Consider the following 26,794-nt stretch of genomic DNA (forward strand, 5'->3'; position numbering starts at 1 on the left):
CAACCTTTCACGCGGACCGCGCGGGGACGCGAATGACAGCCAAGCAGCAGCGAGGCGGGAAACGCGGGAGGCCTAAGATCGGCAAGGCGCCGCCTGGCCCGGAGCGGGTGGCGGTGCGATTCCGCCGGATTTCCGTTGCCGATCTTACAGCGATAGCCGCGAGTGCCGGCTTAACGATCGTGCTGAGTGAATCCGACCTGCCGATCCGCGCGCACTTCATCAATCAAGCATATGAGCACTACGCGAGGATGAGCGCAGCCGAACGCGCGGACGGGGCACCGAGCGTCCGAGCCGATTGGTCGGCTGGCGTTGCGGCTGCTTGCGAGCATCTGTTGAAGGCTTTCGCCGATGGGGAAAGCGGCTATCGGCACAGGCTCCAGCGCCACCTTGAGAGGGGCTTTCCCACCGATGGCGGTGATACCCAGTCCGCTTACCGTGACCTTCGCCTGCTGTTGATGCGCGGATTTGGCCCGGAGTGGCGGGAGCATCAGGTCAATGGCGACTTTCCCGATCCCAAGGAATTGCTCTACCTCGGCACGCCGCGCTTCCTCGACTTTGCCAAAGCCCTTCTGATTCTATCGCAGCAGGCCGAGGCGGAATGGTGCCGTGATGTAGGCACACCCGGCGGGAGCGCCATGGATGATCTGCGACGCAACCTGATGATGCATGTTTGCAGCGTCTACCGTGACCTTTTCGGCTATCTCCCGACGCATTCCGATAGGCTTGGAGCGCATCCTGAGCGCGAGACTTTTCCAACCGGCCCGGCGATTGATTGGTTTTCAGAACTTTTCCAGCTGCTTGAAGGAAAGCGTCCCACCCCCGATGCGGTGAAGAACTGGATCAAGTGGGGGAAACAGGAACTCTCCCGAGCCGCCGAGGAACTGGTCGCCGACAACGCCGACTTTCCAGAATGACAGACATTTAGACCCGGTCTTTGGCGTGTTTACGTTGGGCATCCAGCGGCCCGTGGGGGCCGATGGAGGCCACCTAGATGCCGGACACTCCCGAGGCGCCGCGCGGCGCTGATTTCCTGACCGAAGCCGAAGTGGCGGAACTGCTGCGGATCGGCCGCCGCACCGCCGAACGCTGGCGCACTACTGGCGACGGGCCGCCCTGGGTGCGCCTCGGACTGCGCCGAGTGGCTTATCCACGTGCCGCCGTGCTCGCCTGGGCTGAGGCGCGGACTTACCCGCACCGTGCGGCGGAACTCGCCGGCAAGGCTGCCGCGTGATGCGCGCGCTGCTTCAAGCCCTCGCCGCGAATGCCGAAATCCTGGTCCTCCCCGCGCTGGCAGTCCTGACGCTGCTGGCGACGGGGCTGGCCCAATGACAACAACCCCCGCACGGCGCTGCCGGGCGAGGGTTGCGAAGCGGATATACAAGCGTCTGAGCAACGCGAAGATAGCCGCATCCGGCCACCGTTTCCAGCACGCCGCGCCCGATCAATGGACGCGAACCATGTGCATATCCGCTTCATCAACGCACAGCATCGCTTGTGCGCCCGTATCACCCTGCCCGGGCTGTGGCCGGCGGTTCCGTCGCAGCCGATCCGCAGCGCCACCAGCACCGATGCCGCTGTTCATGTGGGCAACGCGGCGGTCGGGGGCGCCCAGAGCAAAGGCGCGGCTGGTCATGCTGCACAATTACCGCGACGCCGAGGGTGAGCCGATGCCGGGCCTGATCCTGCCCGGCAGTCGCGTCCCGATGGTGTTCCAATCCATGACCGCAGCACTCGACGCGCAGCGGCGCGCGGAGGGTTGGGTATGAGCGCAGAAAATCTGGCCGGGAGGCTCAGCCTCACGCGACGCGGCCGTGAGTGGCGGGGCGACTGCCCCGCCTGCGGCTATGCCGACACCTTCTCCGTCACTGAGAAGGACGGCCGCACGCTCTGGAATTGCGCGTCGTGTCAGGACCGCGAGGCGCTGACCGTTGCTGTCCGCAGCATCGCGGCGGGCGATTGGACCGCGCCTGGCCCGACTATCAGGGTGCCGGCGGTGGACCCGGCAACCCGCACCCGCGCCGCACTCGCGCTGTGGGATGAGTCCATGCCGATTAACGGCACGCTGGCCGCTGTCTATCTGGCGGCGCGCGGATTGCCGGGCGAAGCATCCGCCGCCCTGCGCTTCCATCCGGCCATGCGGCACACCAATGCCCCCGGCACCTTCCCTGTCATGGTCGCGCTGGTCTTCTCGACCGAAACCGGCGAGCCGGTGGCGATCCATCGGACTTATCTGCGCCGCGATGGCAGGGGCAAAGCCGACATTGAACCGGCAAAGGCCAGCAAGGGGCCGATCCGGGGCGGCGCGATCATGCTGCACGCGCCTGTGCCCGGCGAACCCCTGGTTATCGGTGAAGGAATCGAAAGCAGCCTGTCGGCGAGCAGCATTATGGGCGCGCCGGCCTGGGCCGCCATCGCCGCTGGCAACATGCAGGCGATCATCCCACCATCCGCGCCAAGCGAGATCATCCTCGCTGCTGATCCCGATGAGGTCGGACAGCGCGAAGCATGGGCCGCTGCGGCCCGCTGGGGCGACATGGGAAGGCATGTGCGCGTCGCCACGCCGAACACGACCGGACAGGACTTTAACGACCTGTGGCGCGCCCGCATGGCACGGGAGGCGACTCGTGGCTGACGGCTTCACAACTAAGGACGCGATCAGCGAAGCGCCTGCGCCGCTGACGCGCGAGATGCCCCCCGCGACGCCCTATCCGGCCGCTGCGTTGGGGGCTGTGCTGGAGGCGGCTGCCATCGGCATTCACGACAAGGTGCAGGCCCCCTTGGCGGTTTGTGGGACCAGCGTTCTAGGGGGCGCCGCGCTCGCCTGCCAGGCGCACGCGGACGTGGTTCTGCCCACTGGCCACGCGCGGCCCACAAGCCTGTTCCTGCTGTCGATCCTCGAAAGCGGCGGCAGGAAATCCGGGGCCGACGAAGAAGCCTTGTGGCCCATTCGAAAGCGGGAAGCGACCTTGCTCGCCGCCTATGGTTTCGAGTTGGACAGCGCCATGAACGCGGTCACCGCCTGGGAGACGGCGCGGGAGAAAATCACGAAGGAGAAGAAGATCGAACGCGATGCAATGAAGCACGCGTTGGATGCGCTCGGCCCGCGCCCGCAAATGCCTCTCATGCCGATCATCACCATGGACGAGCCGACCGTTGAAGGCATGGCCAAACTGATGCCCGGCAGCATCCCGAGCCTTGGCATTTTCAGTGCCGAGGGCGGGGCCTTCATCAATGGGCATGCCATGAAGGACGATGCCCGGTTGCGTTCTGCGGCGGGGTTGTCCGGGTTGTGGGACGGCTCACCGTTGCGCCGGGTGCGGGCGGGCGACGGCGCCGTGATTCTGCCGGGCCGGCGCGTATCGCTGCATCTGATGGCCCAGCCGGAAGCGGCTGGCGTGCTGTTCCACGATCCGGTGCTGAAGGACCAGGGGCTACTTGGTCGCATCCTGCCGACTGCGCCGGATGCCGCCAGCGGCACGCGGCTGTGGCGGGACCCGCCCGCCAGTGCGGAGGCTAACATTCGCCGCTATGGCGCCCGGCTGCTGACCGTCTTGGAGGCGCCCGCGACGATGGCCGAGGGGAAGCGGAACGAACTCGCGCCGCGTCGCCTGCCTCTGTCGGCCAGAGCGCGCACTGTCTGGATTGCATTTGCCGATCATATTGAGCGTCAACTTGGCGATGCTGGGCCACTGGCCACCATCCGCCCGCTAGCGAATAAGGCGCCGGAACATGCCGCGCGCATCGCGGGTGTGTTGACGCTGATCCAGAACTTGAGCGCCGCCGAAATTAGCGCCGAGCACATTGAGGCCGGTATCGAACTGGTGCAGCACCACATCGCCGAGGCCCTGCGCCTCGATATGGCGGGGCGGGTTCCCGAGAAGCAACGGATAGCGTTGCGCTTATTGGAATGGCTGTGGACGGGTTGGGGCGATAGCCTGGTTTCCCTGCCGGACATTACGCGGCTGGGACCGAACGCTATCCGCAGCCGCGACGTTGCGAAGTCTGCCGTCTCCACACTGGAGGAAGCACGGTGGCTGATTAAGGTTCCCGGCGGTGCAGAAATCCGGGGCGACCGTCGCCGCGAAGTTTGGCGGGTGGTGAGGTCATGACCGCGTTCGCTCGGTTCGCGACCCGATTTTCAGTTTTGCCCGCCGCCCCTGCGAAAGTTGCGGAACCTGCGAAAGTAGAGCGCGACGCCGCCGAACTTTCGCAACTTTCGCAGGTTTCGCAGGGGCGCGTCTGCGAGCGCGAGTTTCCGCGTATCGCCGCCGTCCCGCTGCATGGCGCGGACGATAACGGACCGGGCGCCATCGCCGCCGACGCTCTCGACCATGACGAGGCCGAGCGCGACGCGATGTCAGGCCATTACGCGGCTGAGGGCGCGGCACGCCCTTATCTGCCGAGCGATCCAGACCCGCTACGGGATGGGCTGCTCTTGGGCGCGCTGCAACGTCCCCCGGCATGGTCGGACCCGGACCTGATCCCGCCGCCGGGCGCGTGGTGTTCCTGCTGCGGCAGGTTTGAACGACGTGGCGGACGATGGTGGACCAGCGCGCCGACGCCTGACGGATGGGCCTGTGTCACCTGTCATCCACCTGACCATTTGGCGGACGATGCGGTGCGGGTGGTAGTGACGTGAGCGCGGTTGCTGCGCGCCGCATCGGCAAGACGCTGGCTCTGCTCGGCAGTCTGGAGGACGGCGAGGCGCTGGCTGCTGCCCGTGCTTTGGGGCGGCTGTTGGATGGTGCCGGAATTGACCACCACGCGCTGGCGGCGCTGGTGACGGCCGAGCTTGAACGGCGCGCCCGACCTGCCTTCACCTTCGCCGGGATGGGTGCCCGTGCCGCCCGGAAGATGATGGCGCACCTGGCCCGCCAGCCCATCGCCAGCGTGGCGGACAGGGCGAGGTTGGAATGGTTCCGCGAAAGGCTTCTTGGCGCCCGCGACCTCGACCTGAGCGCACAGGAAGTCGCCTGGCTGGATGGGCTGTGGCGACAGGCGAATGGGGCAGGTTAGCCAAACGATTTCGGATAATCCCGATGATGGAGGCTTCATCATGGGCGGTATGAATAGCGGGCGACGCAGCGGCCGGGCGACTGTGGAAGGCTGCGCGTCCATCGTCCTGACTATCGGCGACATAATCCGCGCGGCACGGGGGCGATCCGCTTCGGTGCTGCGGCTAACCGCAAACGTCAACAGGGAGGCCCAACGCATCTTGCTGTGGCTTGACATCGACTACGCGGTGGGATCGGGCGCCGCTACGCTGCGATACGACTTGCGGCACGCTACCGCACCCACCGGGCCGCAGCATTGCGTGGTGCGGCTTGTCTCGACTCCCTGCCGGTTAGGCGGGGGGCGGTGGTGGTGGGTGTGCCCGGTGACGGGCCGGCGCGTCCTGAAACTCTACCTGCCGAATGGTGGCCGGCTGTTCCTGAGCCGGGCAGGTTATGGGCTGGCCTATCAGTCGCAGAGGGAGGCGCCTGCCGGGCGAGCGTGGCGCGCATTGCGCAAAGTAGATGCGCGGCTGGGCTGCCCTGATGGGATCGAGGGCGACTGGATACCTAAGCCAAAATGGATGCGCTGGCCGACGTTCAACCGGCTTTGCGACCGGCGAGAGGCGGCCGAGGAAGCGATAGACGCCGATCTGATCCGCTTGGTGAACCAGCTTGGCCGGCTCGATCTGCGCGGGAGCGGGCCTTGAGCCGGTTTTGTGGCCAAGATCCCAACCGTTCTCGGCGGCTAGAGCTTATTGCCGATCCAGATCAGGGCCAGAAGGATCGCCACCAAGAGATATGCGATGAGGGCGATGTCCTGCCGCGCGTGCCGGATGTGGTGACGCATCTGATGGGCTGTTGGGGCGGGGTGCCGATTACTTTGACGCTCATCTTGGTCGAGGCCGTGATGGTGCCATACGACAAAGGCGAATATCCCGCCGATGACGATTGCCATTCTCAACCAAGAAGGCAGGTCGCTCCATTCGGGCATCGCACGGTTCCTCACGCCTGAGGGCGCGACGCTAGGGCGACGACTTCGTGGGCCGCAAGACCTTGGCAATCGCCCTTCGGCGCGCGCGAAATTGGGCCTAGCGGGTCCGCATGGGGTCCGCGCTGCATTTTCAGGCTGTGGATAAGTCTCGTAAGTGCTGGTGCCGGCACGCGGATTTGAACCGCGGACCTACTGATTACGAATCAGTTGCTCTACCACTGAGCTATGCCGGCCCCTGCCTCGCCGCGTGTTCCCACGCAGCCTCGGGCGGCGCTCTCTACCGCCCGGACGCCTGCCGCGCAACCGTGTGTTTCGCCCCGCAGCGCCGGCCTGCATCCCGTGCTACCCATGCCAGGCCATGCGCCGTCGCATCATTGTCCTGGTCGCCCTCGCCCTCGCCACCGCCGGCGGCTGGTTCTGGTGGACCATGCCCCCGGCCGTCGCCATCGCCGTCGCCACCACCGGCCCGGCCCTGCGCGCCGTCTACGCCACCGGCAGCGTCGAACCGGTCCACTGGGCGCGCGTCGGCCCGGCCGTGCGCGCCCGCGTCACCGAGGTGATGGTCGAGGAAGGCCAGCGCGTCACCGAAGGCCAGCCCCTCGCCCGACTCGACGACCGCGAAGCCCTGCACCGGGTCGAGGAAACCGACGCCCGCGCCCGCTTCGCCGATGACGAACTCGCCCGCACCCGCACCCTGGTCACCCGCGACATTGCCTCCCGCTCGGCCCTCGACCGGGCCGAGGCCGAAGCCCGCGCCGTGCGGGCCGCCGCCGATGCCGCCCGCCGCCGGCTCGACGACTACATCGTCCGCGCGCCGGCCGCCGGCGTGGTGCTGCGCCGCGATGTCGAACCCGGCGAGGTGGTCGACACCCCGGCCTCCCTGTTCTGGATCGGTGAGCCTCGCCCGCTGCGCATCACCGCCGAGGTCGATGAGGAGGATATCGCCCAGGTCCATGACGGCCAGGCCGTCCTGCTGCGCGCCGATGCCTTCCCCAACCGCGTCCTGAACGCGACTGTCGGCCAGATCACCCCCAAGGGCGACGCCACCCGCAAGGCCTATCGTGTGCGCCTCGTCCTGCCCCAGGACACGCCCCTGATGATCGGCATGACGGTGGAGGCGAACATCGTGCTGCGCCGGACCGATGACGCCGTGCTGGTGCCGCCCGCGGCGGTGCGCGACGGCAGCGTCTTCGTCGTGCGGCGGGAGACCGTCGAACGCCGCCCGGTCGAAGTCGGCGTACAGGGTCCGCGCGCGGTCGAGATCCTGCGCGGCCTGGCCCGCGGCGAAGCCGTCGTGCTCAATCCGCCGGCCACGCTGCTGGATGGGCAGACCGTGCGGCTGCGGCCATGAGGCTGATCCTCGACCTCGCCCGCGGCATGTTGTCGCGGCGGCGGCGGCAGACCCTGGTCAGCGTGCTCGGCGTCGCATTGGGCGTCGCCTTCTTCATCGCCATCACCTCGATCATGCGGGGCTTCCAGACCTATTTCATCCAGCAGGTGATCGATGTGCAGCCGCACATCGTCATCAAGGACGAAACGCGCCACCCGGCGCCGCAGGCGGCGCAGATGGCCGCACCGGACGGCGCCGTCGCCATCAACGGCGTGAAGCCGGTGGACCGCGTGCGCGGCATCCGCGCACCCGGGGAAAAGCTCGCGGTCCTCGAAGCGATGCCCGGCGCCGCCGCATCACCCATCCTGACCGGCGCAGCGCTGCTGCGCTATGGGTCGCGCGATGTATCGATCACCGTCACCGGTATCGATCCCACGCGCTACGCCCGCGTCTCGAACATCGAGAAGGACATGCTCGCCGGCCGGCTCGAGGATCTGCGCTCGACCGCCAACGGCCTGATCATCGGCGACACGCTGGCCCTGCGCCTGGGCGTGCAGCTGGGCGATACGGTGGTCGCCATTTCCCCGCGCGGCGTCTCGCTGCAGATGAAGATCGTCGGGCTGTTCCATACCGGGCTCGCCACCATGGACCAGTCGGCCGGCTACGTGCTGCTGAAGGTCAACCAGGTGCTGCAGGACCGGCCCAACGTGGTCAACCAGATCCTGCTGCGCCTGGCCGACGTCACCCAGGCCGAGCCCCTGGCGCGCGAGATCGAGGCCCGCTTTGGCGAACGCACCGAAAGCTGGGAGGAGCAGAACCGCAACATCCTCACCGTCTTCATCATCCAGAACGCCATCATGTACAGCGTGACCGGCGCGATCCTCCTGGTCGCCGCCTTCGGCATCTACAACATCATCTCGACCGTGGTGTTCGAGAAGACGCGCGACATCGCCATCCTGAAATCGCTGGGCTTCACCGAAGGCGACGTGCAGCTGCTGTTCCTGCTCCAGGGACTGATCGCCGGCTTCCTCGGGGCCGTGCTGGGCTGCCTGATCGGCCAGCTAATGATCGAAGGCCTCGCCCAGGTGCGCTTCACCAGCGAGACGCCGGCCGGCAACGACCGCTTCCTGCTGGCGCGCGACTGGCGGATCTACGCCATCGCCTCCGGCTTCGCGCTGCTCTCGGCCGCCCTCGCCGCGGTGATCCCGGCGCGCCGCGCGGCTCGGCTGGATCCGGTGCAGATCGTGCGCGGCGCGGCGTGAGCACGACCGCGCCGTTGCTGGTCGCGGAAGGCGTCACCCGAACGCTGCCCGAGGGCGTCACGCTGGTCAGCGAGATCGATCTGACGGTCGAACGCGGCGAATTCGTCGCCATCACGGGCCCTTCGGGGTCCGGCAAATCCTCGCTCCTCTACCTGCTCGGTCTGCTCGACCGGCCCAGCGCGGGGCGGGTCCTGCTCGAAGGCCACGACACCGCGTCGCTGCCGCCCTCCGACCTCGCGGCGCTACGCCTGGCGCGGCTCGGCTTCGTGTTCCAGTTCCATTTCCTGCTGCCGGAATTCACCGCGCTCGACAACGTGCTGATCCCGATACGCCGGCGCGGCGCACTCAACCGCCCGGCGGCCGAAGCCCGCGCGCGCATGCTGCTCGACGCGCTCGGCCTGGCTGCGGCGGCCGACAAGCTGCCGGAACAACTCTCGGGCGGCATGCGCCAGCGCGTCGCGATCGCGCGCGCCCTGGCCAACGATCCGGTGCTGCTGCTGGCCGACGAGCCGACCGGCAACCTCGACACGAAGAACGCCGCCGCCGTCTTCGACATTTTCGCCCGGCTGGCGCGCGACGAAGGCCGTGCCGTGCTGGTGGTGACGCACGATGCCGAACTGGCGCGACGCACGACGCGGCGTGTGCATCTGGTGGATGGGCGGATCGTCAGCGACGAGAAGGGGTAGGTGGCAGCCGGAGAAGGGCTTTGCCCCTCTCCGGACCTCTCCCCACCAAAGGCTTGAGGCCTTTGGAAACCTCAACCTGGTGCTTGGCGCTACGGTCGGGCGAGGATGGTCCGCGCGTGATTGGCACGTCAGCGGTGCCTGTTTTCGGGCGCCGGATCGACCATTCGCGCTTCACACTGGCGCCCGGTGCCAAATACCCGCGGCCCAGGGGCCCGCCGGCCCCTGGCGGGGTGACGTTTTGGAGAGGGGCGGCGCCTCTCTCCAACCTACGCCCCTTCCCCCGGATCATACATCACCCCCGACGACGCAAATCCCCCATCCACGTTCAGGATCTGCCCCGTGACGAACGCGTTGTCCGCGCTGCACAGGAACGCCACCGCCGCGCCCACATCCTCGGGCGTGCCGTACCGCTTCACCGCCATGCGGTCGAGGAACGCGGCGCGCTGGCGCGGTCCATGCGCGGTGCGCGCCACCTGGGTCGGCCCCGGTGCCACGCCATTCACCAGGATGCCATGGGGGGCGAGTTCCACCGCCAGCACGCGCGTCAGCATCTCGATGCCGCCCTTACTGGCGCCATAGGCCGCCCGCCCCGTCCCGCCGAACTGCCCCGAGACGGAGGAGATCGTCACGATCCGCCCGCCCGCATCGGGTGCCGCCGCCATGGCGCGCCCGGCGGCCCGCGCCGTCAGGAAGCAGCCGACCAGGTTTACCCGCAGCACACGCTCGAAGGCTTCGAGCGACATCTCCAGCACCGGCACGCGGTCGGTGATGCCGGCATTGCACACGGCGATACGCAGCCGGCCGAAGCGACGCTGCGTCTCGGCCACCGCGGCGTCGACCGAGGCTTCATCGGTCACGTCCATGCGCCATGGTGCCGCGACGCCGCCCGCGGCGGTGATCTCCTGCGCCACGCGGGCGGCACCGGCTTCGTTGATGTCGGCGACCAGCACGGCGGCGCCATCGCACGCCAGCCGCTTCGCGATCCCCTCGCCGATGCCCGAACCGCCGCCGGTCACCAATGCGGCGCGGGTCATGATTCATCCTCGATGGCGATGACGCGTGCCGGCGCGCCGTCGCTGTCCGGGATCTTCACCGGCAGGCCGACCACCCGATTCCGGGGCTGCTTCAGCGCACCCATGTTGCACAGGTATTCGAACATGATCACGCCGCGCGCCAGCAGGTGGAAATGCGTCACATGCTCGGGGAGCGGCGGGCGCGGCTCGCCGGTCAGGAAATTGCGGATGCAATGGTCCTGCGGAAAGTCGAAGCCGACCGCCTTGATGCCGCGCTCGCGCAGCCAGATCGATCCTTCCGCCGTCATCCACGGCGCCTGGCGCCAGAAATCCTCGGTGTCGAGGCTCGCGCGTTCATCCCAGCGCGTGCGCACCAGCACGAAGTCGCCGGGCTGCACATGCGCGCCGGCGGCGGCCAGGTGCTCGCCCGGGATCGCGGTATTCGCCGGCACGTCGGACACATCGATCACCGCCCCCGGCCCCACGGTCATGTCGAGCGTGATGGCATCCGTCGTGAACCCCTGCGGGTCCACATGACGCGGGCTGTCCATATGGGTGAAGGCGTGCACGTTCCACCCGGCCCATGTCGCCTGCCCGCCGCCGGTGTCGTGCGTCTTGGCGAAGCGCCGTTCGACGACCCAGCGGAAATGCCCGGTGCGCACCGGGGTCGAAAGATCGATCAGCCGCGCCACGTCTCAGCCATCCTTCCAGGGGCGCCGCGCCCACAAGGCGCGCAGCGCCGCATCCTCATCCCACACAATCCGGTAGGTGTCCTCGGCCGAGCGGTATTTCAGCGGGATGAACAGCCGGTCCGCCTCGGCGATCCAGGCCGGATCGCGCATCGTCTCCGCGAGCATCGCCTGCAGCCGTGCCAGGATCGGCACCGGCACCGCCGCCTGCGTCACCATCGACCGCACCACGCGCGTGTCGATCGGGAAGCCGGACTCGGCGAAGGTCGGCACCTCCGGCGTCATCGGGAAGCGCTGCGCGCCGGCGGTGGCCAGCGGCCGCACCCGTCCCTCGCGGATCAGCCCGACGCTTTCGCCCATGTTCATCGACGCGATCTGGATATGCCCGCCGATCAGCGCGGTGACGGTCGGCGCCTGGCCCGAGAAGGGCACGTGGTTCAGCCGCACGCCGGCGGCATTCTCGAGCTCGATCATCAGCAGATGGTCGTCGGACCCGATGCCCGCCGTGCCGACCGCGATGGTGCCCGGTGCCGCCTGCGCCGCGCGCACCAGATCCGCGACGGTGCGCAGCGGGCTGCTCGGCGCGACATGGAAGCCGCTCGGGTCCTCGACCACCGAACCGAGATAGGCGAAGTCCCGCAGCGAGTAGCGCGGCGTCCGCTCGATCGTGTTGGTCTGCAGGCTCGGCGTGATGACGGTGCCGATGGTGTATCCATCGGGCGTGGCCTGCGCCATGGCGGTGTAGCCGATCTCGGCCCCCGCGCCGGGCCGGTTCACCACGACGAAGCGTGCGCCGGGCAGGTGCTTCTCGAAGAACGGGATCATGGCGCGGATGTTGATGTCCGTGCCGCCGCCCGGCGGGAACGGCACGATCACCTGGATCGGCCGCTCACCCGGCCAGGCGCCCTGCGCACGCGCCATGCCGGGCGCGGCGGCGCCGGCGAGGCCTGCGGCGATCACGCCGCGACGCGAAACTGTCATCCCTGCTGTCCTCCCGCCCGGCGCGATGCCGCACCGCTGACGCGGCAAGGCTAGAAGGTTTTCCGCGCGCGCGGAAACCGCCGCCGGCCGGATCAGCCCCGCGCCGTCGCCGCCAGCAGCCCGCCACCCGCGACCAGCAGCGCGGCAACCGCGGCACGCCAGGTGAGCACCCCTTCCCCCGCCGCCACCAGCAGCAGCGTGGAGGCAACCGGCACCGCATAGGCCAGCGTGCCGAGCAGCCGCGGATCGCCCCGCTTCATCCCCGCATCCCACAGGAAGAAGGCAGCGCCGAGCGGCCCGGCTCCCAACAGCAGCAGCGCCATCCATTGCCGCGCATCGGGCAGCACCGTCGCCTCGAACGCCAGGTGCGCCACACCGGCGAGCAGCGCCGTCGCCAGGCAGAAGCCGGCCAGCGCCTCGGTCGGCACCGCATCCATTCGCTTCGACGTGACGGAATAGACGGACCACACCACCGCGCAGCCCACCGCGGCCGCGAAGCCCGGTGCCGCCCCCGGGGGGAAGGACGCCCCCGCCCCCACCAGCAGCACGCAACCGGCGAAGCCGAGTGCCACGCCCCCGATGCGTCGCGCGCCCAGCTGCAGGCCCAGGATCGGTGCCGACAGCAACACGATCAGCAACGGCCAGAGGTAGTTGAGCAGGTTCGCCTCGACCGCCGGCGCCAGGGCGAGTGCGGCGAAATACAGCGCGTGGTAGCCGAACAGCCCGCCCACCCCATGCGCCCAGGCCAATGGCCCCTGGCGGAGCAGCGCCAGCCGCCCCTGCGCGGCAACAACGACGAAGGCGATCAACCCGCCGACGGCGAATCCCAATGCCGTCAGTTGCAGTGGCGGCAGACCACTCGCCATTCGCGCGAGCAATGCCAGAAAGGCCCAGAGAATCAGCGCGCCGCAGCCGGCAAGAGTGGCGGAATTCATTCGTTCCAGGGCAGAATAGATCGGCGCGGCGAGGCGAAGCCGGCTGCGCCGTCTAGCATGCCGAGGAGGTCAGGAGGAAATGCTCGCCTTCGTCGTCCGCACCGCGATCGCCGCCGTGGCGTTGTGGGTGGCCGTGTCGATCGTGCCGGGATTGGCGGCGCAGGACGGCACCACGCTGCTTCTCGCGGCGATCGTGCTCGGCATCGTCAACGCCACGGTGCGCCCGATCGCGGTCCTGCTGTCCATTCCGATCACCATCCTCACCTTCGGCCTGTTCCTGCTGGTGGTGAATGCGGGGATGCTGTCCTTGGTCGCCTGGCTGGTGCCGGCCTTCACGGTCGCCAGTTTCGGTGCGGCTCTGCTCGGCTCGATCGTCGTCTCCGTCGTGTCGGCCGTGATCAATGGCGGCCTGACCACGGGCTGACGCCTGTGTGATCGCCGCGGCGCGACAACCGCCTCTACTGTCGCGCGGCGGAAGACAGGATGATCGACGTGGCCGACGTGACCGGGACGCAATCGGCCGAGACATTGAACGGCGGCGCCGGCGACGACCTGATCACAGCCTTCGCGACCGGCGATGCGCCGGCTGGCGTCTCGGCTGTGCGCATTGCCGCCGGCCTCGCAAGCCCGGTCGCGGCCATCGCCGCGCCGGATGGTTCGGGCCGGCTGTTCATCGTCGAACGCGCCGGCCTGGTGAAGGCGATGGACATCGCCACCGGCACCATCGCCGCGACACCCGTGCTGGACCTGGTCGGCGCGGTGCCGACCACTGGGGAACGCGGCCTGCTCAACCTCGCCTTCCATCCCGACTTCGCGGCGAATGGTCGCTTCTTCGTCTTCCTCTCGCAGCCCGGCGGCGCCAGCGAGATCCGCGAATACCGGATGGGCGCCGATGGCGCGGCGTTGCCGGAAAGTGCTCGGACGATCATCGAGATCCCGCAGCCCGATTTCGGCAACCACAAGGGTGGGTGGATCGCCTTCGGCCCGGACGGCATGCTCTATGCCGGCGTAGGCGACGGCGGCGGCGGCGGCGATCCCTTCAACAACGCGCAGAACCTCGGCACGCTGCTCGGCAAGATGCTGCGGATCGATGTCGATGGCGACGACTTCGCCGCCGACGCCGCGCGCAACTACGCCATCCCTGGCGACAACCCCTTTGTCGGCGTGGCGGGGTTGGACGAGATCTGGGCCTATGGCTTGCGCAACCCCTGGCGCAACGGCTTCGATTCCGCGACCGGCCGGCTGTTCATCGCCGATGTCGGCCAGGGCGCCCGGGAGGAGATCGACATCGGCGCCGCCGGCGCCAACTACGGCTGGCGCCTGTTCGAAGGCGACCAGCCCTACAACCCGCCCAATGCGTCGCCCGCCGGCCTGACCATGCCGATCCATGTCTATACCCATGCCTCGGGCGACGGCAGCGCGGTGACCGGCGGCACCGTCTACCGCGGCCCCTCCGAGGCGCTGCACGGCGCCTACATCTTCAGCGATTCGGGCAGCGCGAAGCTGTTTGCGCTGCAGGACTCCGACGGTGACGGGATCTGGACGCGCATCGAACTCACCGGGCTGACCACCGCGAACGCCGGGACGATCAACAGCGTTGTCGCCATCAATGAAGGCCTGGACGGCGCGCTCTACGTCGTCGACTACGGCGGCGAGGTCTTCCGCCTCGACCCGATGCTTGCCGGCCCTGAGGATGCAGGCGACCTGGTGCGCGCCGGTGCCGGGCAGGACCGCGCCTATGGCGGCGGCGGCGGCGACACGCTGCTCGGCGGCACCGGGGACGACGTACTGTTCGGCATGGCGGGCGCCGACCGGCTGTATGGCGAGGACGGCCAGGACAGCCTGTCCGGTGGCGCCGCAAATGACACGCTGCTGGGTGGCGCCGGGCAGGACACGCTCGATGGCGGCGCCGGTGCCGACCTGCTGAACGGCGGCGCGGGCGACGACCTGTATCAGGTGACCGGCCAGCAGGATCGCGTGGTCGAGGTCGCCGGGGGCGGCGCGGATACGGTGCTGGCCTCGGCGTCCTTCCGGTTGCCCGGATCGGTCGAGGTGCTGGTGCTGAGCGAGGCCGCCGGCGCGGCCCAGGGCATCGGCGCGACGACGGCGACGCGCATCATCGGCAATGCCGCGGCGAACATGCTGGTCGGTCTCGCCGGTGACGACACGCTGGAGGGCGGCGCCGGACGGGATGATCTGCGCGGCGGGGCGGGCCGTGACCGGCTGGATGGCGGCACAGGCATCGACACGCTGCGCGGCGCGGCGGGGAACGACACCTATCTGGTCGACGGCCGCGCGGATCGCGTCGTCGAAGGCGTGGATGGCGGCACCGATACCGTCATCGCCTCCGGCGCCGATGGCTATTGGTTGTCGGCGCAGGCCGAAGTGCTGGTGCTGGCGGGCAGTGCGGTCTTCGGTTCGGGCAATGGCGGGTCGAACGTGCTGCTGGGCAATCAATTGGCGAACCGTCTGTTCGGCCAGGCAGGCGCGGATACGCTGGAGGGTGGCGCCGGGGCCGACACGCTGTGGGGTGGCACCGGCGGCGATGCCTTCATCTTCCGCCCTGGCGACGGCGCCGACGTGATCGTGGATTTCGACATGACGCAGGACGCCTTCGTCATCATCGGCGCCGGATCGTCCAGCATGACGACCACCGCGGCGGGCCTGCTGGTGACCTACGGCGTGACGGACAGCATCCTGCTGCGCGGTGTCACCGCGCCGCCGCCACCACCGCTGCCCGGTGGCGACCTTTCGCTTGGCGCCGCAGGCTCGCTGCGCGACCGCCTGGCATCCCCGAACGACGGGACGCAATTCGCGGCGGGGCCGATCGTCATCGGCGGCACGCTGCACCTGGCGGATACTGGCGACAGCGCTTCGCCTGGCATCAGCATCGACCCTTTCGGTTGACGCAGGTCGCGCCCGACTGTGACGATGCCCGCGCTATCGAAGGGTTGGATCGGCTTTCGCGAGCGTCGTCGAACGCAAGCCGCCCCGGGCGCTCAGCCCACCCGCCGCAGCACCGCCCGCACCACTTCCGCCAGGCCCTGATGCCGCGGCCCTTCATCCAGCCGCACCGCGCCTTCGAGCAATTCCAGCACCTCCAGCCCCGCGAAGTGCCGTTCCACCAGCGCGCGCGACCACAGCAGCGCCGGGTCCTTCGGCCCGCCGCTGCGCCGGCCTTCCTGCGCCGGCGTGAAGCATTCCATCACCAGCAGCCCGCCGGGTGCCAGCGCCCGCATCGCCCCCGCGCAGGCCAGCGCCCGGTCCTCCGGCGGCAGATGCACGTAGATCCAGGCGATCAGGTCGAAGCGCGCCTCGGGCCAATCCCAGCGCGACAGGTCCGCCGTCACGGTCGTGATCGGCACGCCGCGCCGCGCCGCCAGCGCGCGGGCCTTCCCGAGCCCCACCGCCGACCAATCGACCGCGGTGGCATCCAGCCCCTGCTCGGCCAGCCACACGCCGTTGCGCCCTTCCCCATCGCCCACCGCCAGCGCGCGCATCCCGCGCCGCAGCCGATGCGCCTGCGACCGCAGGAACAGGTTCGGCGCCTCCCCGAACTGGAAATCACCGCCGCCGTAGCGTTCGTCCCAGGCGAGCGACGTGCTCATGCGCCCAGCACCACCGGCTGCGGATCGAGGAAAGTCTGGAACCAGGAGAACGAGAAATGCAGATGCGGCCCGGTCACCCGCCCGGTCGCCCCGGACAGCGCGATGCGATCCCCCTGCGCGACCATCTGCCCGTCGCGCACCTCGATCGCCGACAGATGCGCATAGAGCGAATTCACCCCATGCCCGTGGTCGATGACCATCAGGTTGCCGAAGAAGTGGAACTGGTCCGCCAGCGTCACCCGCCCCGCCGCCACGGCCTTCAGCGGCGTGCCCGTCGGCACCGCGAAGTCCAACCCGTAATGCGGCTGCCGCGGCTGCCCGTTCAGCACGCGGCGGCTGCCATAGACGCCCGAGATCCGTCCCGACGCCGGTGCGATGAAGCCGGTCGCGAAGCCGGTCAACGCGCTGTCCGTCGCGCGCGCGACGCCGAGTTTCTCCCGCTCGCGCTCGATACGGCGCAGCGTCTCGGCATCCGGCGTGACCTGTTCCGGTGGCAGGCCGTTGATGCGCTGTTCCTGCCATTGGCGGCGCGCGATGGCCAGTCGCCGCTCCTCTCGCCGGTTGTCCGGATGCGTCACCGCCAGCACCGCCGAGGGGCCCTGGTCGCGCCCGAAACCGAAGGCGAAGGCGCCATCCACCGAAACGCGCAACGCCCGGCCATCGAGCGAGACGCGCGTGCCCGGTGCGGCGCGCCCGACCACGAATCCACCCTGGGCGAGGCCGCGTTCGGTGAGCGTGACGGCCGCGGCCGGGCGGACGAGCAACAGCGCCGGAAGGGCGAGCATGGCCCGGCGCACGACGGAGAGGGGCGCCGCCCCTGCCCGCCAAGGGCCGGTGGGCCTTTGGAAAGCGATCCCGGTCCCCGGGCATGACGGAGCCGCAGGCAGTGCGGTGCCTGCATCGTGCCGCGCGCCCGGATGGCTGTTCGGACCACCCGCCGGCAGCGTGCTCATCGGTGTGACCGCCCCGTTGCGCCCGGCACCAGGAAAGGGTTTCCAAAGGCCCACTGGCCTTTGGTGGGTGAGGTCCGGAGAGGGCAAGGCCCTCTCCGGTTCCGCATCACGATCCCCCGTCACAGCAACGACCCCTGTTCCGGCGCCTGTCCCTTGCGGCGTGGGGCCGCGCCGTCGGCCTGCGCGCGCACCTCCCCATCCGCGAAGGTCAGTCGCAGCGCCTGGCCGGGTGCGACGCCCTTCGCGGCGGTGACGGCGTGGCCGTCCACATCGCGCACCAGGGCGAAGCCGCGCGCGAGGACGGATTGATACGACGCGCTTTCCAACCGCGCCGACAGGCCATCCAGCACGGCCCGCTTCTGCCGCACCAGCGCCCGCACCGGGGCGGGCGACAGCCTTGTGAGGGCCGGCGCTGTCGCCCGCGCATCGCGCTGCCGCCCCCAGGCGGCGGACAGGCGCAGGGTCAGTGCCTGCACGGCGGCGCGGCGCGCCAGGATGCCTTCGCGCGGATGCGGCACGCGCAGCCCCGCCAGCGCCTGGCGCCGCCCAGCCAGCAGCCCGACCAGCGCGCGCGGCAGCCGATCCCCGATGTCATCCACCCGTTGGCGCGACTGCGCGAGCCGCGCCGGCACGTCCGGCAGCCGCCGTTCGGCCCGCAGCAGTCGCAGCCGCGTACCGTTCAGCAGCCCCGCCGCCGCCTGCGCCAGCCGCGCGCCGGTCTGGGCGAGGGAGGCCGCCATCTCCGCCCGCGCCGGCACCGCCAGTTCCGCTGCCGCCGTCGGCGTCGGCGCCCGGCGGTCGGAGGCATAGTCGATCAGCGTGGTGTCCGTCTCATGCCCCACCGCGCTGATCAGCGGGATGGTGCAGGCGGCGGCGGCGCGGATGACGATCTCCTCGTTGAAGGCCATCAGGTCTTCGAGGGACCCGCCACCGCGCGCGACGATCAGCACATCGGGGCGCGGCACGCGGCCGCCAGGCTGGATCGCGTCGAAGCCGCGGATGGCGGCGGCGATCTGTTCCGCCGCGCCCTGACCCTGCACCACCACCGGCCATAGCAGGATGCGGCGGGGGAAGCGCCGCGCGATGGTGGTGCGGATGTCCTGGATCACCGCGCCCTTCTCGGAGGTCACGACGCCAATCACCTGCGGCAGGCGTGGGATGGCCTGCTTGCGGGCGTCGTCGAACAGTCCTTCGTCCAGCAGGCGGCGGCGCAGCGCCTCGATCTTCGCGAGCAGCGCGCCCTCGCCGGCATATTCCAGCCGTTCGATCACGAGTTGGTACTTGGACCGGTCCGCGTAGGTGGAGATCCGCCCCGTCGCGATCATCTCCACGCCGTTCTCCGGCATGGTGCCGATGTTACGCAGAGCGGTCTTCCAGATCACCGCCTCGATCTTCGCATCCGCATCCTTCAGCGAGAGATATGTATGGCCGGAGGGGTAGCGCTTCAGCTCGGTGATCTCGCCGCGCACGCGCACGCGGCCGAAGGCGCCTTCCAGCGTGCGGCGGATCGCCCCCGCCAGGTCCGAGACGGCATATTCCGGGATGTTGGTGACGGCCGGGGTGTCCATGGGCCCACCCTATGCTAAGGCGCGGCCGGTCCAAAGCGGGGGCAGGCGCGATGCGGTGCGGAACGGGGGTACCATGAAGGTCCTGGTGGTCGGCGGCGGCGGGCGCGAACACGCGCTGTGCTGGGCGATCGCGGCGTCGCCGCTGCTCGACACATTGTGGTGCGCGCCGGGCAATGCGGGCATCGCGGAAGTCGCGGAATGCGTGGCGATCGATTCGCTCGATATTCCCGGCCTGCTGGGCTTCGCCAGGGACAAGGGCGTCGATCTCGTCGTGGTCGGCGGCGAACCGCCGCTGGTCGCGGGGCTGGCCGATGCCTGCGCCGATGCCGGCATCAAATGCTTCGGGCCGTCCCGGGCCGCCGCCCGGCTGGAAGGCAGCAAGGCCTTCACCCGCGAAGTGGCCGATGCCGCCGGCGCGCCAGGCGCGCGCTGGGCCCGCTTCACCGACCCGGCCGCGGCCCGCGCCTATATCCGCGAACAGGGCGCGCCCATCGTGGTGAAGGCCGATGGCCTTGCCGCCGGCAAGGGCGTGGTGGTCGCCGCCACCGTCGCCGAAGCCGAAGCCGCCATCGCCGACATCATGGAATCCCGTATCCATGGTGACTCCGGCGCACTGGTTCTGATCGAGGAATGCCTCGTCGGGCAGGAGGTCTCCTTCTTCGCGCTATGCGACGGCACCACGGCGCTGCCGCTGGGTGCCGCGCAGGACCATAAGCGCGTCGGCGATGGCGACACCGGCCCGAACACCGGCGGCATGGGGGCGTATTCGCCGCCGCCGGTCTTCACCGACGCGCTGCGCGACGATGTCATGGCGCGCATCGTCAACCCCGTGCTGGCCGAGATGGCGCGGCGCGGCACGCCCTTCCGTGGCGTGCTGTTCGTCGGGCTGATGATCACCGCGGATGGCCCCCGCCTGATCGAATTCAACGTCCGCTTCGGCGACCCCGAATGCCAGGCGCTGATGGTGCGGCTGCGGTCCGACCTGCTGCCGGCGTTGCTCGCCGCCTGCGATGGGGAACTGGCGAAGTTCGACCTACGATGGGACCCGGTGCATTCCCTGGTCGTGGTGATGGCCGCGCGCGGCTATCCGGGGTCCTACGCGAAGGGCACCGAGATCCACGGGCTGGAACGCGCTGCGCAAATCCCTGGCGTGCAGGTCTTCCACGCCGGCACGGCGCGACGGGAGGATGGCGCGCTGATCGCGACCGGCGGGCGCGTGCTGGGCGTGACCGCCACCGGCCGGACGCTGGCGGAGGCCCAGGCCGCCGCCTACGCGGCCGTGGACACGATCGACTGGCCGGAGGGGTTCTGCCGGCGGGATATCGGCTGGCGGGCGCTGTAGCCGCGGGGGAGGTCGGGGGCTCCTCGGGAGACGATGGTTGGAGGGGCGTTGCCCCTCCAAGCCACCCCACCAATGGCGGATGGGCCTTTGAAAACCGATACCTGGAGCAGATCCCGATCATGTGGAATCACCTGGTCGGGTGAAGATGCTCGAAAAAACAAAGGGCTGGAGCCGCTGCCGTGAGCATAGGCGAACGGAATCGAATCCAGCGCCCGGCGAGGCAGGCAGGATCAGGCCCCGTGCCTGAATTCTCCGTCGCCATCACGACGTGCGTCCGCGCCCAACGCCAAGTCAAGGTTTCCAAAGGCCCACTGGCCTTTGGTGGGGGAGGCCCGGAGGGGGCAGAGCCCACTCCGGTTCCGCCTTCCGCCATCACGCTCCCAACGCGTCGATCGCCGCCGCCAGCGCCACATCCCGCGCACTCAGCCCGCCCGCATCATGGGTGGACAGCGTGATCTCAACCCGGTTCCAGACATTGAACCATTCCGGGTGGTGTCCCTGCTGCTCCGCCAGCAGCGCCACGCGCGCCATGAATCCCCAGGCCGTGGAAAAATCGGCGAAGCGGAAGGCCCGTGTGATGGCGTCGCGCCCCGCGACCATCGCCCAGTCCGGCAGGTCCCGTGCCAGCGCCGCGCGCGCCGCCGCATCCAGCGTCTCGACCATCGCAACCTCCTGATCTGCTTGACGACACGCTGCCGCGCCCCGCATGACGCGCCATGCGCTTCACCACCCCGCCCGGCCTCGATGACCTTGTGGAGATGGCCGAGCATGCGCTCGCCGCCATCCCCCAGCCACTGCGCGACATGGTGCGTGGCACCGCCATCCTGGTCGAGGACGTGCCGGATGACGAGACATTGCAGGAGATGGGCCTCGACAGCCCCTGGGAGCTGACCGGCCTGTATCAGGGCGTGCCGCTCACCCACAAATCCGCCGGCGACATCCCGAGCGAGCCTGACCGCATCCTGCTGTATCGCGAACCCATCCTGCTCGAATGGATCGAGACCGGGGAGGATCTGTTCCGCCTGGTCCGCAACGTGCTGATCCACGAGATCGGCCATCATTTCGGCCTGTCGGATGAGGATATCGACCGGTTGGAACAGGATGACTGAGATCGGGTGTCCATATCATGGGCCTCCGGGATTGCTGTCGTGCCTCCGACGCCGGCACGCGCGCGCCTGGCTTGCGCAGCCTGCGCCGGTGCGCTGGACACGGCATGGCCGCGACCTGAAGGCCGCGTCGTGACGCCATCGCGGTAGGCCGGACCGGCGCGCCACCACCACCACGGGTTGCAGAACTTCCATTTGTGCAGCCGCGACCTTACCACACATCATCGAACCGATCCGACTTCGATATATTCGGAAAGGTTGCTGCATGACGACCTACACGGTCACGACGAACGCCGATGTTGTGGATGCCAATGATGGCGTGTTCAGCCTGCGCGAGGCGATCGCCCAGGCCAATGCCTCCGCCGCGGCGGACACCATCGTCTTCTCGGCCGGCGTGTCGAATGCGCTCTATGTCAGCGTCGGCACCTTCGCCAACCCCGCGGGGTTCGAGATCGATGCCGCCGGCGGCGCGCTGACCATCAATGGCGATGTCGACGATGACGGCCAGGCCGACATCGCCTTCAACAACGGCTTCGGCACCAAGTTCACCGTCAAGCAGGGCGCGAGCCTGACGCTGGTGGGTGTTGATTTCATCAATGGCAACAGCCAGGCCACGCCGGCCTCGGCAGGCGCCAGCCAGGGCCGCGGCGCCAGTTCCACAGTGCCCAATGGCCCCACCAGCATCGCCGGCGGCTATGCGGTCGACCAGAACGGCAACAACATCCTCGAAGGCAGCGAGAAGGACCGCGCCCTCGCCTATTTCGGCCAGGACGCGCTGGACAACACGCCCGCCGGCGACGGTGCGGCAGGCGGCGCCGGGGAAAAGGGCGAGGACCGCGCCGGCGCCATCTCCAATGCCGGCACGCTGACGCTGATCCGCGTCGGCTTCGGCGACAACAATGCCGAGGGCGGCCTTGGCGGCAATGGCGGGCGCGGCGGGGATGGCGGCTTCACCTTCGGCGGGCGCGCCGGCATCGAAGGCCACAACATCACCGACCTGTTCTTCTTCAACAACCAGAAGCACCCGCTTTGGGTCGAACCGGGCGATGGCGGCAATGGCGGGGATGGCTCGGCCGGCGGCGATGGCGGCGACGGCGGCGCGGGCGGGGCTGGCGGCAATGCCGGCGGTGCCATCCTGAACCAGGCCGGCGCCACGCTCTCGCTCACCGACGTGGTGTTCGGCGGCCGCCTCGTCTCCGGCTACATCGAGGAAGGCAACACCGCCCGGGGTGGCAACGGCGCCCAGGGTGGCGCCGGTGGATGGGGCAGCAATGGCGGCAAGGGCGGCAATGGCGGCAACGACGGCTACACCTCGGATGCCTACGAGAGCGCCTTTTCCTACGTTGATGAGACCGGCCACACCATCGTCCTGCCACAGGCACAGGTGGTCGATCCCGGCACGCTGTATTCCGGCGCGGCGGGCATCGGCGGCAATGGCGGGTCGGGCGGCGATGGCGGCGATGCCGGTGCGAATGGCCGCGGCGGCAGCGCGGCGGGATCCATCCTCAACCTCGGCACGCTGACCGGCCGCGCGGCGGTCACCGATTTCAACAGCGCCACCGCCGGCGTCTCGAGCACCTTCATCAGCACCGGCGGCAATGCCGGCACCGGCGCCGCCGCCGGCACGGGCGGGCTGGAATACCCGGACCTCTATGTCATCGCCTTCGGCACGCCGGAGAGCGAGGTCGTGCTGCCGACCCGCACCAATGCGGCGAGCGGCACGGCCGGCCTTGCCGGCTTCGCCGGGGCCAATGGTTCCGTCGGTCCCGCCGGCCAGGCCTCGGGGGGCATCGTCACGCTCGGTTCCGGTACGCAATCCGTCACCAGCGGCGATGCGCTCGTCTACCTGCACCGCCTCAACGGCAGCCTGGATGCGACCGACACGATCTCCTTCAACATCATCCGCGTCGGCGATGTCGGCTCCACCCTGACGGTCAACTGGCGCATCGTCGGCACCGGGGCCAACGCGGTCACGGCGGCGGATTTCGCCGGCGGCGTGCTACCCACCGGCAGCGTCACCCTCGCCGAGGTCACCGGCTACACCCTCGGCGCCAGCTTCGACCGCTATTCCGCCAGCGTCGCGGCAAAAAGCGTGATGCGCGTGGATGTGAACCTCGCCGCCGCCGGCATCGGCGAGTTGCGCGAAGGGTTCAGCATCCAACTCACCTCGGTCACCAGCAACAAGCCGGCGGTCACGGCGACGCTCGGCACCGCCGCGATGGCCGGCTTCATCGCCGGCATCGCCGCACCCAGCGGCCCCACCGCGGGGCCCGACAGCCTGACCGGCGGCAGCGGCCCCGACAGCATCGCGGGCCTGGGCGGCAATGACACGCTGAACGGCGCCGGCGGAAACGACACGCTCAATGGCGGCCCGGGCAATGACAGCATGGTCGGCGCGGCCGGCAACGACACCTACTATGTCGATTCCACCCTCGACCGCATCGTCGAGGCCATCAATGGCGGCACCGATACCGTCATCAGCACCATCACCCACGCGCTCGCCGCCAATGTGGAGAACCTCCTCCTGGCGACGGGCGCGATCAACGGCACCGGCAATGGCCTCACCAATGTCATCACCGGCAACGCCGCGGCGAACCTGCTCAGCGGTCTCGGCGGCAACGACACGCTGAACGGCGGCGGCGGCAACGACACGCTCAATGGCGGGCTCGACGCCGACAGCATGATCGGCGGCGCCGGCGACAATACCTACTACGTCGATTCCGCGCTCGACCGCGTGGTGGAACTGGCCAATGGCGGCAAGGACTATGTCATCACCACCGTCACCCACACAGCGGCGGCGAATGTGGAGGATCTGCGCCTGTCCGGCACCGCCGCGATCAATGGCACCGGCAATGGCCTCGCCAACGTCATCACCGGCAATGCAGCGGCGAACCTGCTGAGCGGCCTCGGCGCCAACGACACGCTGAATGGCGGCGATGGCGCCGACACGCTCGACGGCGGCACCGGCAATGACCGGATGGTCGGCAGCATCGGCGACGACACCTACATCGTCGATGCCGCGACGGATGCGGTGGTCGAATTGCTGAACCAGGGCATCGACACGGTGCGCACCGGGCTTGCCACCTACGCGCTCGGTGCCAATGTCGAGAACCTCGCCGCGGCAGCTGCGAACGCGCACAGCTTCATCGGCAATGCCCTCGACAACGCCATCACCGGCCATATGGGGGCCGATACGCTGAACGGCGGGGCGGGCAACGACACGCTGGATGGACGGGAAGGCGTCGATCGCCTGGTCGGCAGCACGGGCAACGACAAGTACCTGGCGCAGGCCGGCGATGTGATCGTGGAATTCCTCAACCAGGGCGCCGACACGGTGTTTGCCGCCGACGGCGCCGGCTTCGTCCTGCCCCAGAACGTCGAGACGTTGATCCTGATCAACACGGTCGCGAACGGCACCGGCAATGCCGGCGCGAACACGCTGATCGGCGGTGCGGGGGGCAACCTGCTGCAGGGCCTCGGCGGGGCAGACATCCTGGTCGGCGAGGGCGGCGCCGATATCCTCATCGGCGGCACCGGGTCGGACACGCTGGCGGGCGGCGCCGGGGCGGACCATTTCCGCCTGACCAGCCTGGCCGACAGCACCGTGGCGGCACCCGACGTCATCTTCGACTTCACCTTCGTCGCCGGTACGCTGGACCGCATCTCGCTCGCGCTGATCGATGCCAATACCACGGTCGCGGGCGACCAGGCCTTCACCTATCGCGGTGCGAACTTCACCGGCGCGGCGGGCGACCTGCGGGTACAGTTGGTCGCCGGCGGGACCTATGTGGCGGCGGGGGACGTGGACGGCGACAGCCTTGCCGACTTCGCCATACTCATCCAGTCGGTCACCGCGCCCGGCCAGGCCTGGTTCATCCTGTAGGGCCGGGGCGGGCGAGCACCTCCTCATTGTGCTCCCCGATCTTCGGCGCGCCGCGCGCGGAGCGCGGCCGCACCCCGTCGAAGCTGATCGGCAGACCCACCACCGTCGGTCCGCCCGGCAGGTGCTGCACGATGTCGACGGCCGCGAATTGCGCGCTCGCCACCACCTCGCCGATGTCGTTCACCGGCGCGCAGGGCACGCCTGCCGCTTCCAGCGCGGTGATCCACGCATCGCGCGGTCGCGTCTTCAGCACCTGTTCGATCATCGGCAGCAGCACCGCCTTGTTGCGCACCCGCGCGGCACCGCGCGAAAACCGTTCGTCGCGCCCCCATTCCGGATGCCCCAGCACCGCCGCGCAACGCCCCCACAGCCGGTCATTCCCCGCCGCCAGACACATCGGCCGATCGGCACAATCGAACACCTGGTACGGCACGATCACCGCACCCCCCGTGCCATGCCGCGTCGGCACATCGCCGGTAGCGAGGTGGTTGTTCACCTGCCCTTCCACCCAATGCACCGCCGTCTCGAACAACGACGTATCGACCAGCCCGCCCTTCCCCGTGATGTCGCGCCGCCGCAGCGCGCCCAGCGCGCCGATCACGCAGAACATCCCCGTCGCCTTGTCGTTGATCGACGCGCCGCAGAAGGTCGGCGGGTCCTGCGGCCGGCCGGTCACGCTCATCATCCCGCCATAGGCCTGCAGCAAGGGATCAAAGCCCGGCTTCATCATCATCGGCCCGGTCGCGCCGAAGGCCCAGATCGAGCAATAGACCAGGCGCGGATGCCGCCCGAGCATCGCCGCCGGGCCGATGCCGATCTCATCGACCACGCCGGGCCGCAGGTTCTGGATGAGGACATCGGCCTCCTCGCACATGCGGTGCAGCGCCTCGACATCCTCGGGCTTCTTCAGGTCGAGCGTGACCGACCGCTTGTTGCGGTTCTGCCCGTGGAAATACAGCGAGGTGACGCCATCCGGCCCGAACGGCGGCCCCCAGCCCCGCGCATCGTCGCCGCCATCGGGCTTTTCCACCTTGATCACGTCGGCGCCCATATCGGCCATGATCGCCCCGGCGAGCGGACCGGCGAGCGCCTGGCCGACCTCGATGACGCGGACACCTTCGAGCGGCAGAATCATGGTCGGGTTGCTCCCCTTGGGCTTGGACGAAGGGTGAGCATAGGGGGTGGGTGCGGGAGGGCCAGGGGCGCAGGAAGATTGGAGGGACGCCGCCCCTCCAAGCCACCCCGCCAAAGGCCCGAGGCCTTTGGAAACCGTTGGTTGGGGTGGGGCGGGAAGCGGTAGCTCTGACGCGGGGGGCTGTTCGCGGGTGCACTAGGTTCCGTGGACAGTTACCTGAGCCAAAGGATGGTGGCGGCGATGGTGACGACGGCGAGGAAGTTGCGGGCGGTCTTTTCGTAGCGTGTGGCGACGCGGCGGAACTGCTTGAGCTTGGAG

General features: G+C 69.3%; 26 protein-coding genes, 1 tRNA gene and 1 pseudogene. 16 read left to right on the forward strand and 12 right to left on the reverse strand.

Going from position 1 to position 26,794, the window contains the following annotated elements; translation table 11 throughout:
* Window positions 1-32 precede the first annotated feature (32 nt).
* From AAFN86_RS23450 to AAFN86_RS23485, 8 genes are all read left to right on the forward strand, one after another.
* On the forward strand, window positions 33-914 hold the full coding sequence (locus AAFN86_RS23450; RefSeq protein ID WP_347545990.1) for a hypothetical protein: 882 nt from the start codon (window positions 33-35) through the stop codon (window positions 912-914).
* A gap of 77 nt (window positions 915-991) precedes the next feature.
* Entirely contained in the window at window positions 992-1,231 is a 240-nt protein-coding gene (locus AAFN86_RS23455; RefSeq protein ID WP_347545991.1) for a helix-turn-helix domain-containing protein, read from the forward strand.
* A gap of 400 nt (window positions 1,232-1,631) precedes the next feature.
* Complete coding sequence (locus AAFN86_RS23460; protein WP_347545992.1) at window positions 1,632-1,766, forward strand: hypothetical protein; 135 nt, start codon at window positions 1,632-1,634, stop codon at window positions 1,764-1,766.
* A gap of 218 nt (window positions 1,767-1,984) precedes the next feature.
* A complete protein-coding gene (locus tag AAFN86_RS23465) occupies window positions 1,985-2,632 on the forward strand; it encodes a toprim domain-containing protein (RefSeq protein WP_347545993.1) in 648 nt (215 codons plus the stop codon).
* Window positions 2,625-4,109 carry a YfjI family protein gene (locus AAFN86_RS23470; RefSeq protein WP_347545994.1) on the forward strand — a complete coding sequence of 495 codons (1,485 nt, stop codon included), beginning with the start codon at window positions 2,625-2,627 and terminating at the stop codon, window positions 4,107-4,109. The genes AAFN86_RS23465 and AAFN86_RS23470 overlap by 8 nt, the downstream gene beginning before the upstream one ends.
* The gene (locus AAFN86_RS23475; protein ID WP_347545995.1) at window positions 4,106-4,639 is read left to right on the forward strand and encodes a hypothetical protein; all 534 of its coding nucleotides are present in this window, start codon (window positions 4,106-4,108) and stop codon (window positions 4,637-4,639) included. Before AAFN86_RS23470 ends, AAFN86_RS23475 begins: the two co-directional genes overlap by 4 nt.
* Window positions 4,636-5,016 carry a hypothetical protein gene (locus AAFN86_RS23480; RefSeq protein ID WP_347545996.1) on the forward strand — a complete coding sequence of 127 codons (381 nt, stop codon included), beginning with the start codon at window positions 4,636-4,638 and terminating at the stop codon, window positions 5,014-5,016. Before AAFN86_RS23475 ends, AAFN86_RS23480 begins: the two co-directional genes overlap by 4 nt.
* Window positions 5,017-5,056: 40 nt before the next feature.
* A complete protein-coding gene (locus tag AAFN86_RS23485; RefSeq protein ID WP_347545997.1) occupies window positions 5,057-5,701 on the forward strand; it encodes a hypothetical protein in 645 nt (214 codons plus the stop codon).
* A gap of 38 nt (window positions 5,702-5,739) precedes the next feature.
* On the opposite strand, the gene AAFN86_RS23490 is transcribed toward AAFN86_RS23485, so the two are convergent.
* Window positions 5,740-5,985 (reverse strand): hypothetical protein, encoded by a 246-nt coding sequence (locus AAFN86_RS23490; protein ID WP_347545998.1) that lies wholly within the window; start codon window positions 5,983-5,985, stop codon window positions 5,740-5,742.
* A gap of 158 nt (window positions 5,986-6,143) precedes the next feature.
* Window positions 6,144-6,218, reverse strand: a tRNA-Thr gene (locus AAFN86_RS23495).
* 125 nt (window positions 6,219-6,343) lie between these two features.
* Between AAFN86_RS23495 and AAFN86_RS23500 the strand changes: the two genes are divergently transcribed.
* From AAFN86_RS23500 to AAFN86_RS23510, 3 genes are read left to right on the forward strand one after another with little or no spacing between them, the layout of a single operon-like run.
* Complete coding sequence (locus tag AAFN86_RS23500; protein ID WP_347545999.1) at window positions 6,344-7,336, forward strand: efflux RND transporter periplasmic adaptor subunit; 993 nt, start codon at window positions 6,344-6,346, stop codon at window positions 7,334-7,336.
* Window positions 7,333-8,577, forward strand: coding sequence for an ABC transporter permease (locus tag AAFN86_RS23505; protein WP_347546000.1), 1,245 nt, complete (start codon window positions 7,333-7,335; stop codon window positions 8,575-8,577). The genes AAFN86_RS23500 and AAFN86_RS23505 overlap by 4 nt, the downstream gene beginning before the upstream one ends.
* Window positions 8,574-9,263: an ABC transporter ATP-binding protein gene (locus AAFN86_RS23510; RefSeq protein WP_347546001.1), complete on the forward strand. Its 690-nt coding sequence runs from the start codon at window positions 8,574-8,576 to the stop codon at window positions 9,261-9,263. Before AAFN86_RS23505 ends, AAFN86_RS23510 begins: the two co-directional genes overlap by 4 nt.
* Window positions 9,264-9,529: 266 nt before the next feature.
* Here the strand turns inward: AAFN86_RS23510 and AAFN86_RS23515 are convergent, their stop codons facing one another.
* The 4 genes from AAFN86_RS23515 to AAFN86_RS23530 form a co-directional block, all read right to left on the reverse strand.
* Window positions 9,530-10,297, reverse strand: coding sequence for a glucose 1-dehydrogenase (locus AAFN86_RS23515; RefSeq protein ID WP_347546002.1), 768 nt, complete (start codon window positions 10,295-10,297; stop codon window positions 9,530-9,532).
* A complete protein-coding gene (locus tag AAFN86_RS23520) occupies window positions 10,294-10,968 on the reverse strand; it encodes a cyclase family protein (protein WP_347546003.1) in 675 nt (224 codons plus the stop codon). Before AAFN86_RS23520 ends, AAFN86_RS23515 begins: the two co-directional genes overlap by 4 nt.
* 3 nt (window positions 10,969-10,971) lie before the next feature.
* Window positions 10,972-11,946: a tripartite tricarboxylate transporter substrate binding protein gene (locus tag AAFN86_RS23525; protein WP_347546004.1), complete on the reverse strand. Its 975-nt coding sequence runs from the start codon at window positions 11,944-11,946 to the stop codon at window positions 10,972-10,974.
* Between the two features lie 92 nt (window positions 11,947-12,038).
* Window positions 12,039-12,881: an EamA family transporter gene (locus AAFN86_RS23530; protein ID WP_347546005.1), complete on the reverse strand. Its 843-nt coding sequence runs from the start codon at window positions 12,879-12,881 to the stop codon at window positions 12,039-12,041.
* 79 nt (window positions 12,882-12,960) lie between these two features.
* Between AAFN86_RS23530 and AAFN86_RS23535 the strand changes: the two genes are divergently transcribed.
* Window positions 12,961-13,305: a phage holin family protein gene (locus AAFN86_RS23535; protein ID WP_347546006.1), complete on the forward strand. Its 345-nt coding sequence runs from the start codon at window positions 12,961-12,963 to the stop codon at window positions 13,303-13,305.
* 59 nt (window positions 13,306-13,364) lie between these two features.
* The gene (locus AAFN86_RS23540; protein WP_347546007.1) at window positions 13,365-15,788 is read left to right on the forward strand and encodes a PQQ-dependent sugar dehydrogenase; all 2,424 of its coding nucleotides are present in this window, start codon (window positions 13,365-13,367) and stop codon (window positions 15,786-15,788) included.
* Between the two features lie 92 nt (window positions 15,789-15,880).
* Here AAFN86_RS23540 and AAFN86_RS23545 read toward each other — a convergent pair whose 3' ends face one another.
* From AAFN86_RS23545 to xseA, 3 genes are all read right to left on the reverse strand, one after another.
* Complete coding sequence (locus AAFN86_RS23545) at window positions 15,881-16,489, reverse strand: class I SAM-dependent methyltransferase (RefSeq protein WP_347546008.1); 609 nt, start codon at window positions 16,487-16,489, stop codon at window positions 15,881-15,883.
* Window positions 16,486-17,274 (reverse strand): M23 family metallopeptidase, encoded by a 789-nt coding sequence (locus tag AAFN86_RS23550; protein ID WP_347546009.1) that lies wholly within the window; start codon window positions 17,272-17,274, stop codon window positions 16,486-16,488. The genes AAFN86_RS23545 and AAFN86_RS23550 overlap by 4 nt, the downstream gene beginning before the upstream one ends.
* Before the next feature lie 287 nt (window positions 17,275-17,561).
* Window positions 17,562-19,010, reverse strand: coding sequence for an exodeoxyribonuclease VII large subunit (xseA, locus tag AAFN86_RS23555; RefSeq protein WP_347546010.1), 1,449 nt, complete (start codon window positions 19,008-19,010; stop codon window positions 17,562-17,564).
* A 73-nt stretch (window positions 19,011-19,083) separates the two neighbouring features.
* Here xseA and purD point away from each other — a divergent pair, with 73 nt between their 5' ends.
* A complete protein-coding gene (purD, locus tag AAFN86_RS23560; RefSeq protein WP_347546011.1) occupies window positions 19,084-20,352 on the forward strand; it encodes a phosphoribosylamine--glycine ligase in 1,269 nt (422 codons plus the stop codon).
* 372 nt (window positions 20,353-20,724) lie between these two features.
* Here the strand turns inward: purD and AAFN86_RS23565 are convergent, their stop codons facing one another.
* Window positions 20,725-21,015 (reverse strand): 4a-hydroxytetrahydrobiopterin dehydratase, encoded by a 291-nt coding sequence (locus AAFN86_RS23565; protein WP_347546012.1) that lies wholly within the window; start codon window positions 21,013-21,015, stop codon window positions 20,725-20,727.
* A gap of 53 nt (window positions 21,016-21,068) precedes the next feature.
* On the opposite strand from AAFN86_RS23565, the gene AAFN86_RS23570 reads away from it, so the two are divergent.
* Both AAFN86_RS23570 and AAFN86_RS23575 read left to right on the forward strand, forming a co-directional pair.
* Entirely contained in the window at window positions 21,069-21,461 is a 393-nt protein-coding gene (locus AAFN86_RS23570) for a metallopeptidase family protein (protein ID WP_347546013.1), read from the forward strand.
* A gap of 262 nt (window positions 21,462-21,723) precedes the next feature.
* Complete coding sequence (locus AAFN86_RS23575) at window positions 21,724-25,341, forward strand: calcium-binding protein (RefSeq protein ID WP_347546014.1); 3,618 nt, start codon at window positions 21,724-21,726, stop codon at window positions 25,339-25,341.
* Here AAFN86_RS23575 and AAFN86_RS23580 read toward each other — a convergent pair.
* On the reverse strand, window positions 25,331-26,476 hold the full coding sequence (locus tag AAFN86_RS23580) for a CoA transferase (RefSeq protein ID WP_347546015.1): 1,146 nt from the start codon (window positions 26,474-26,476) through the stop codon (window positions 25,331-25,333). The genes AAFN86_RS23575 and AAFN86_RS23580 overlap by 11 nt on opposite strands.
* A gap of 212 nt (window positions 26,477-26,688) precedes the next feature.
* A pseudogene (locus AAFN86_RS23585) lies at window positions 26,689-26,794 on the reverse strand (IS5/IS1182 family transposase); the annotation flags it as partial.

The sequence above is a fragment of the Roseomonas sp. CAU 1739 genome (assembly GCF_039839775.1).
Classification (GTDB): Bacteria; Pseudomonadota; Alphaproteobacteria; order Acetobacterales; family Acetobacteraceae; genus Neoroseomonas.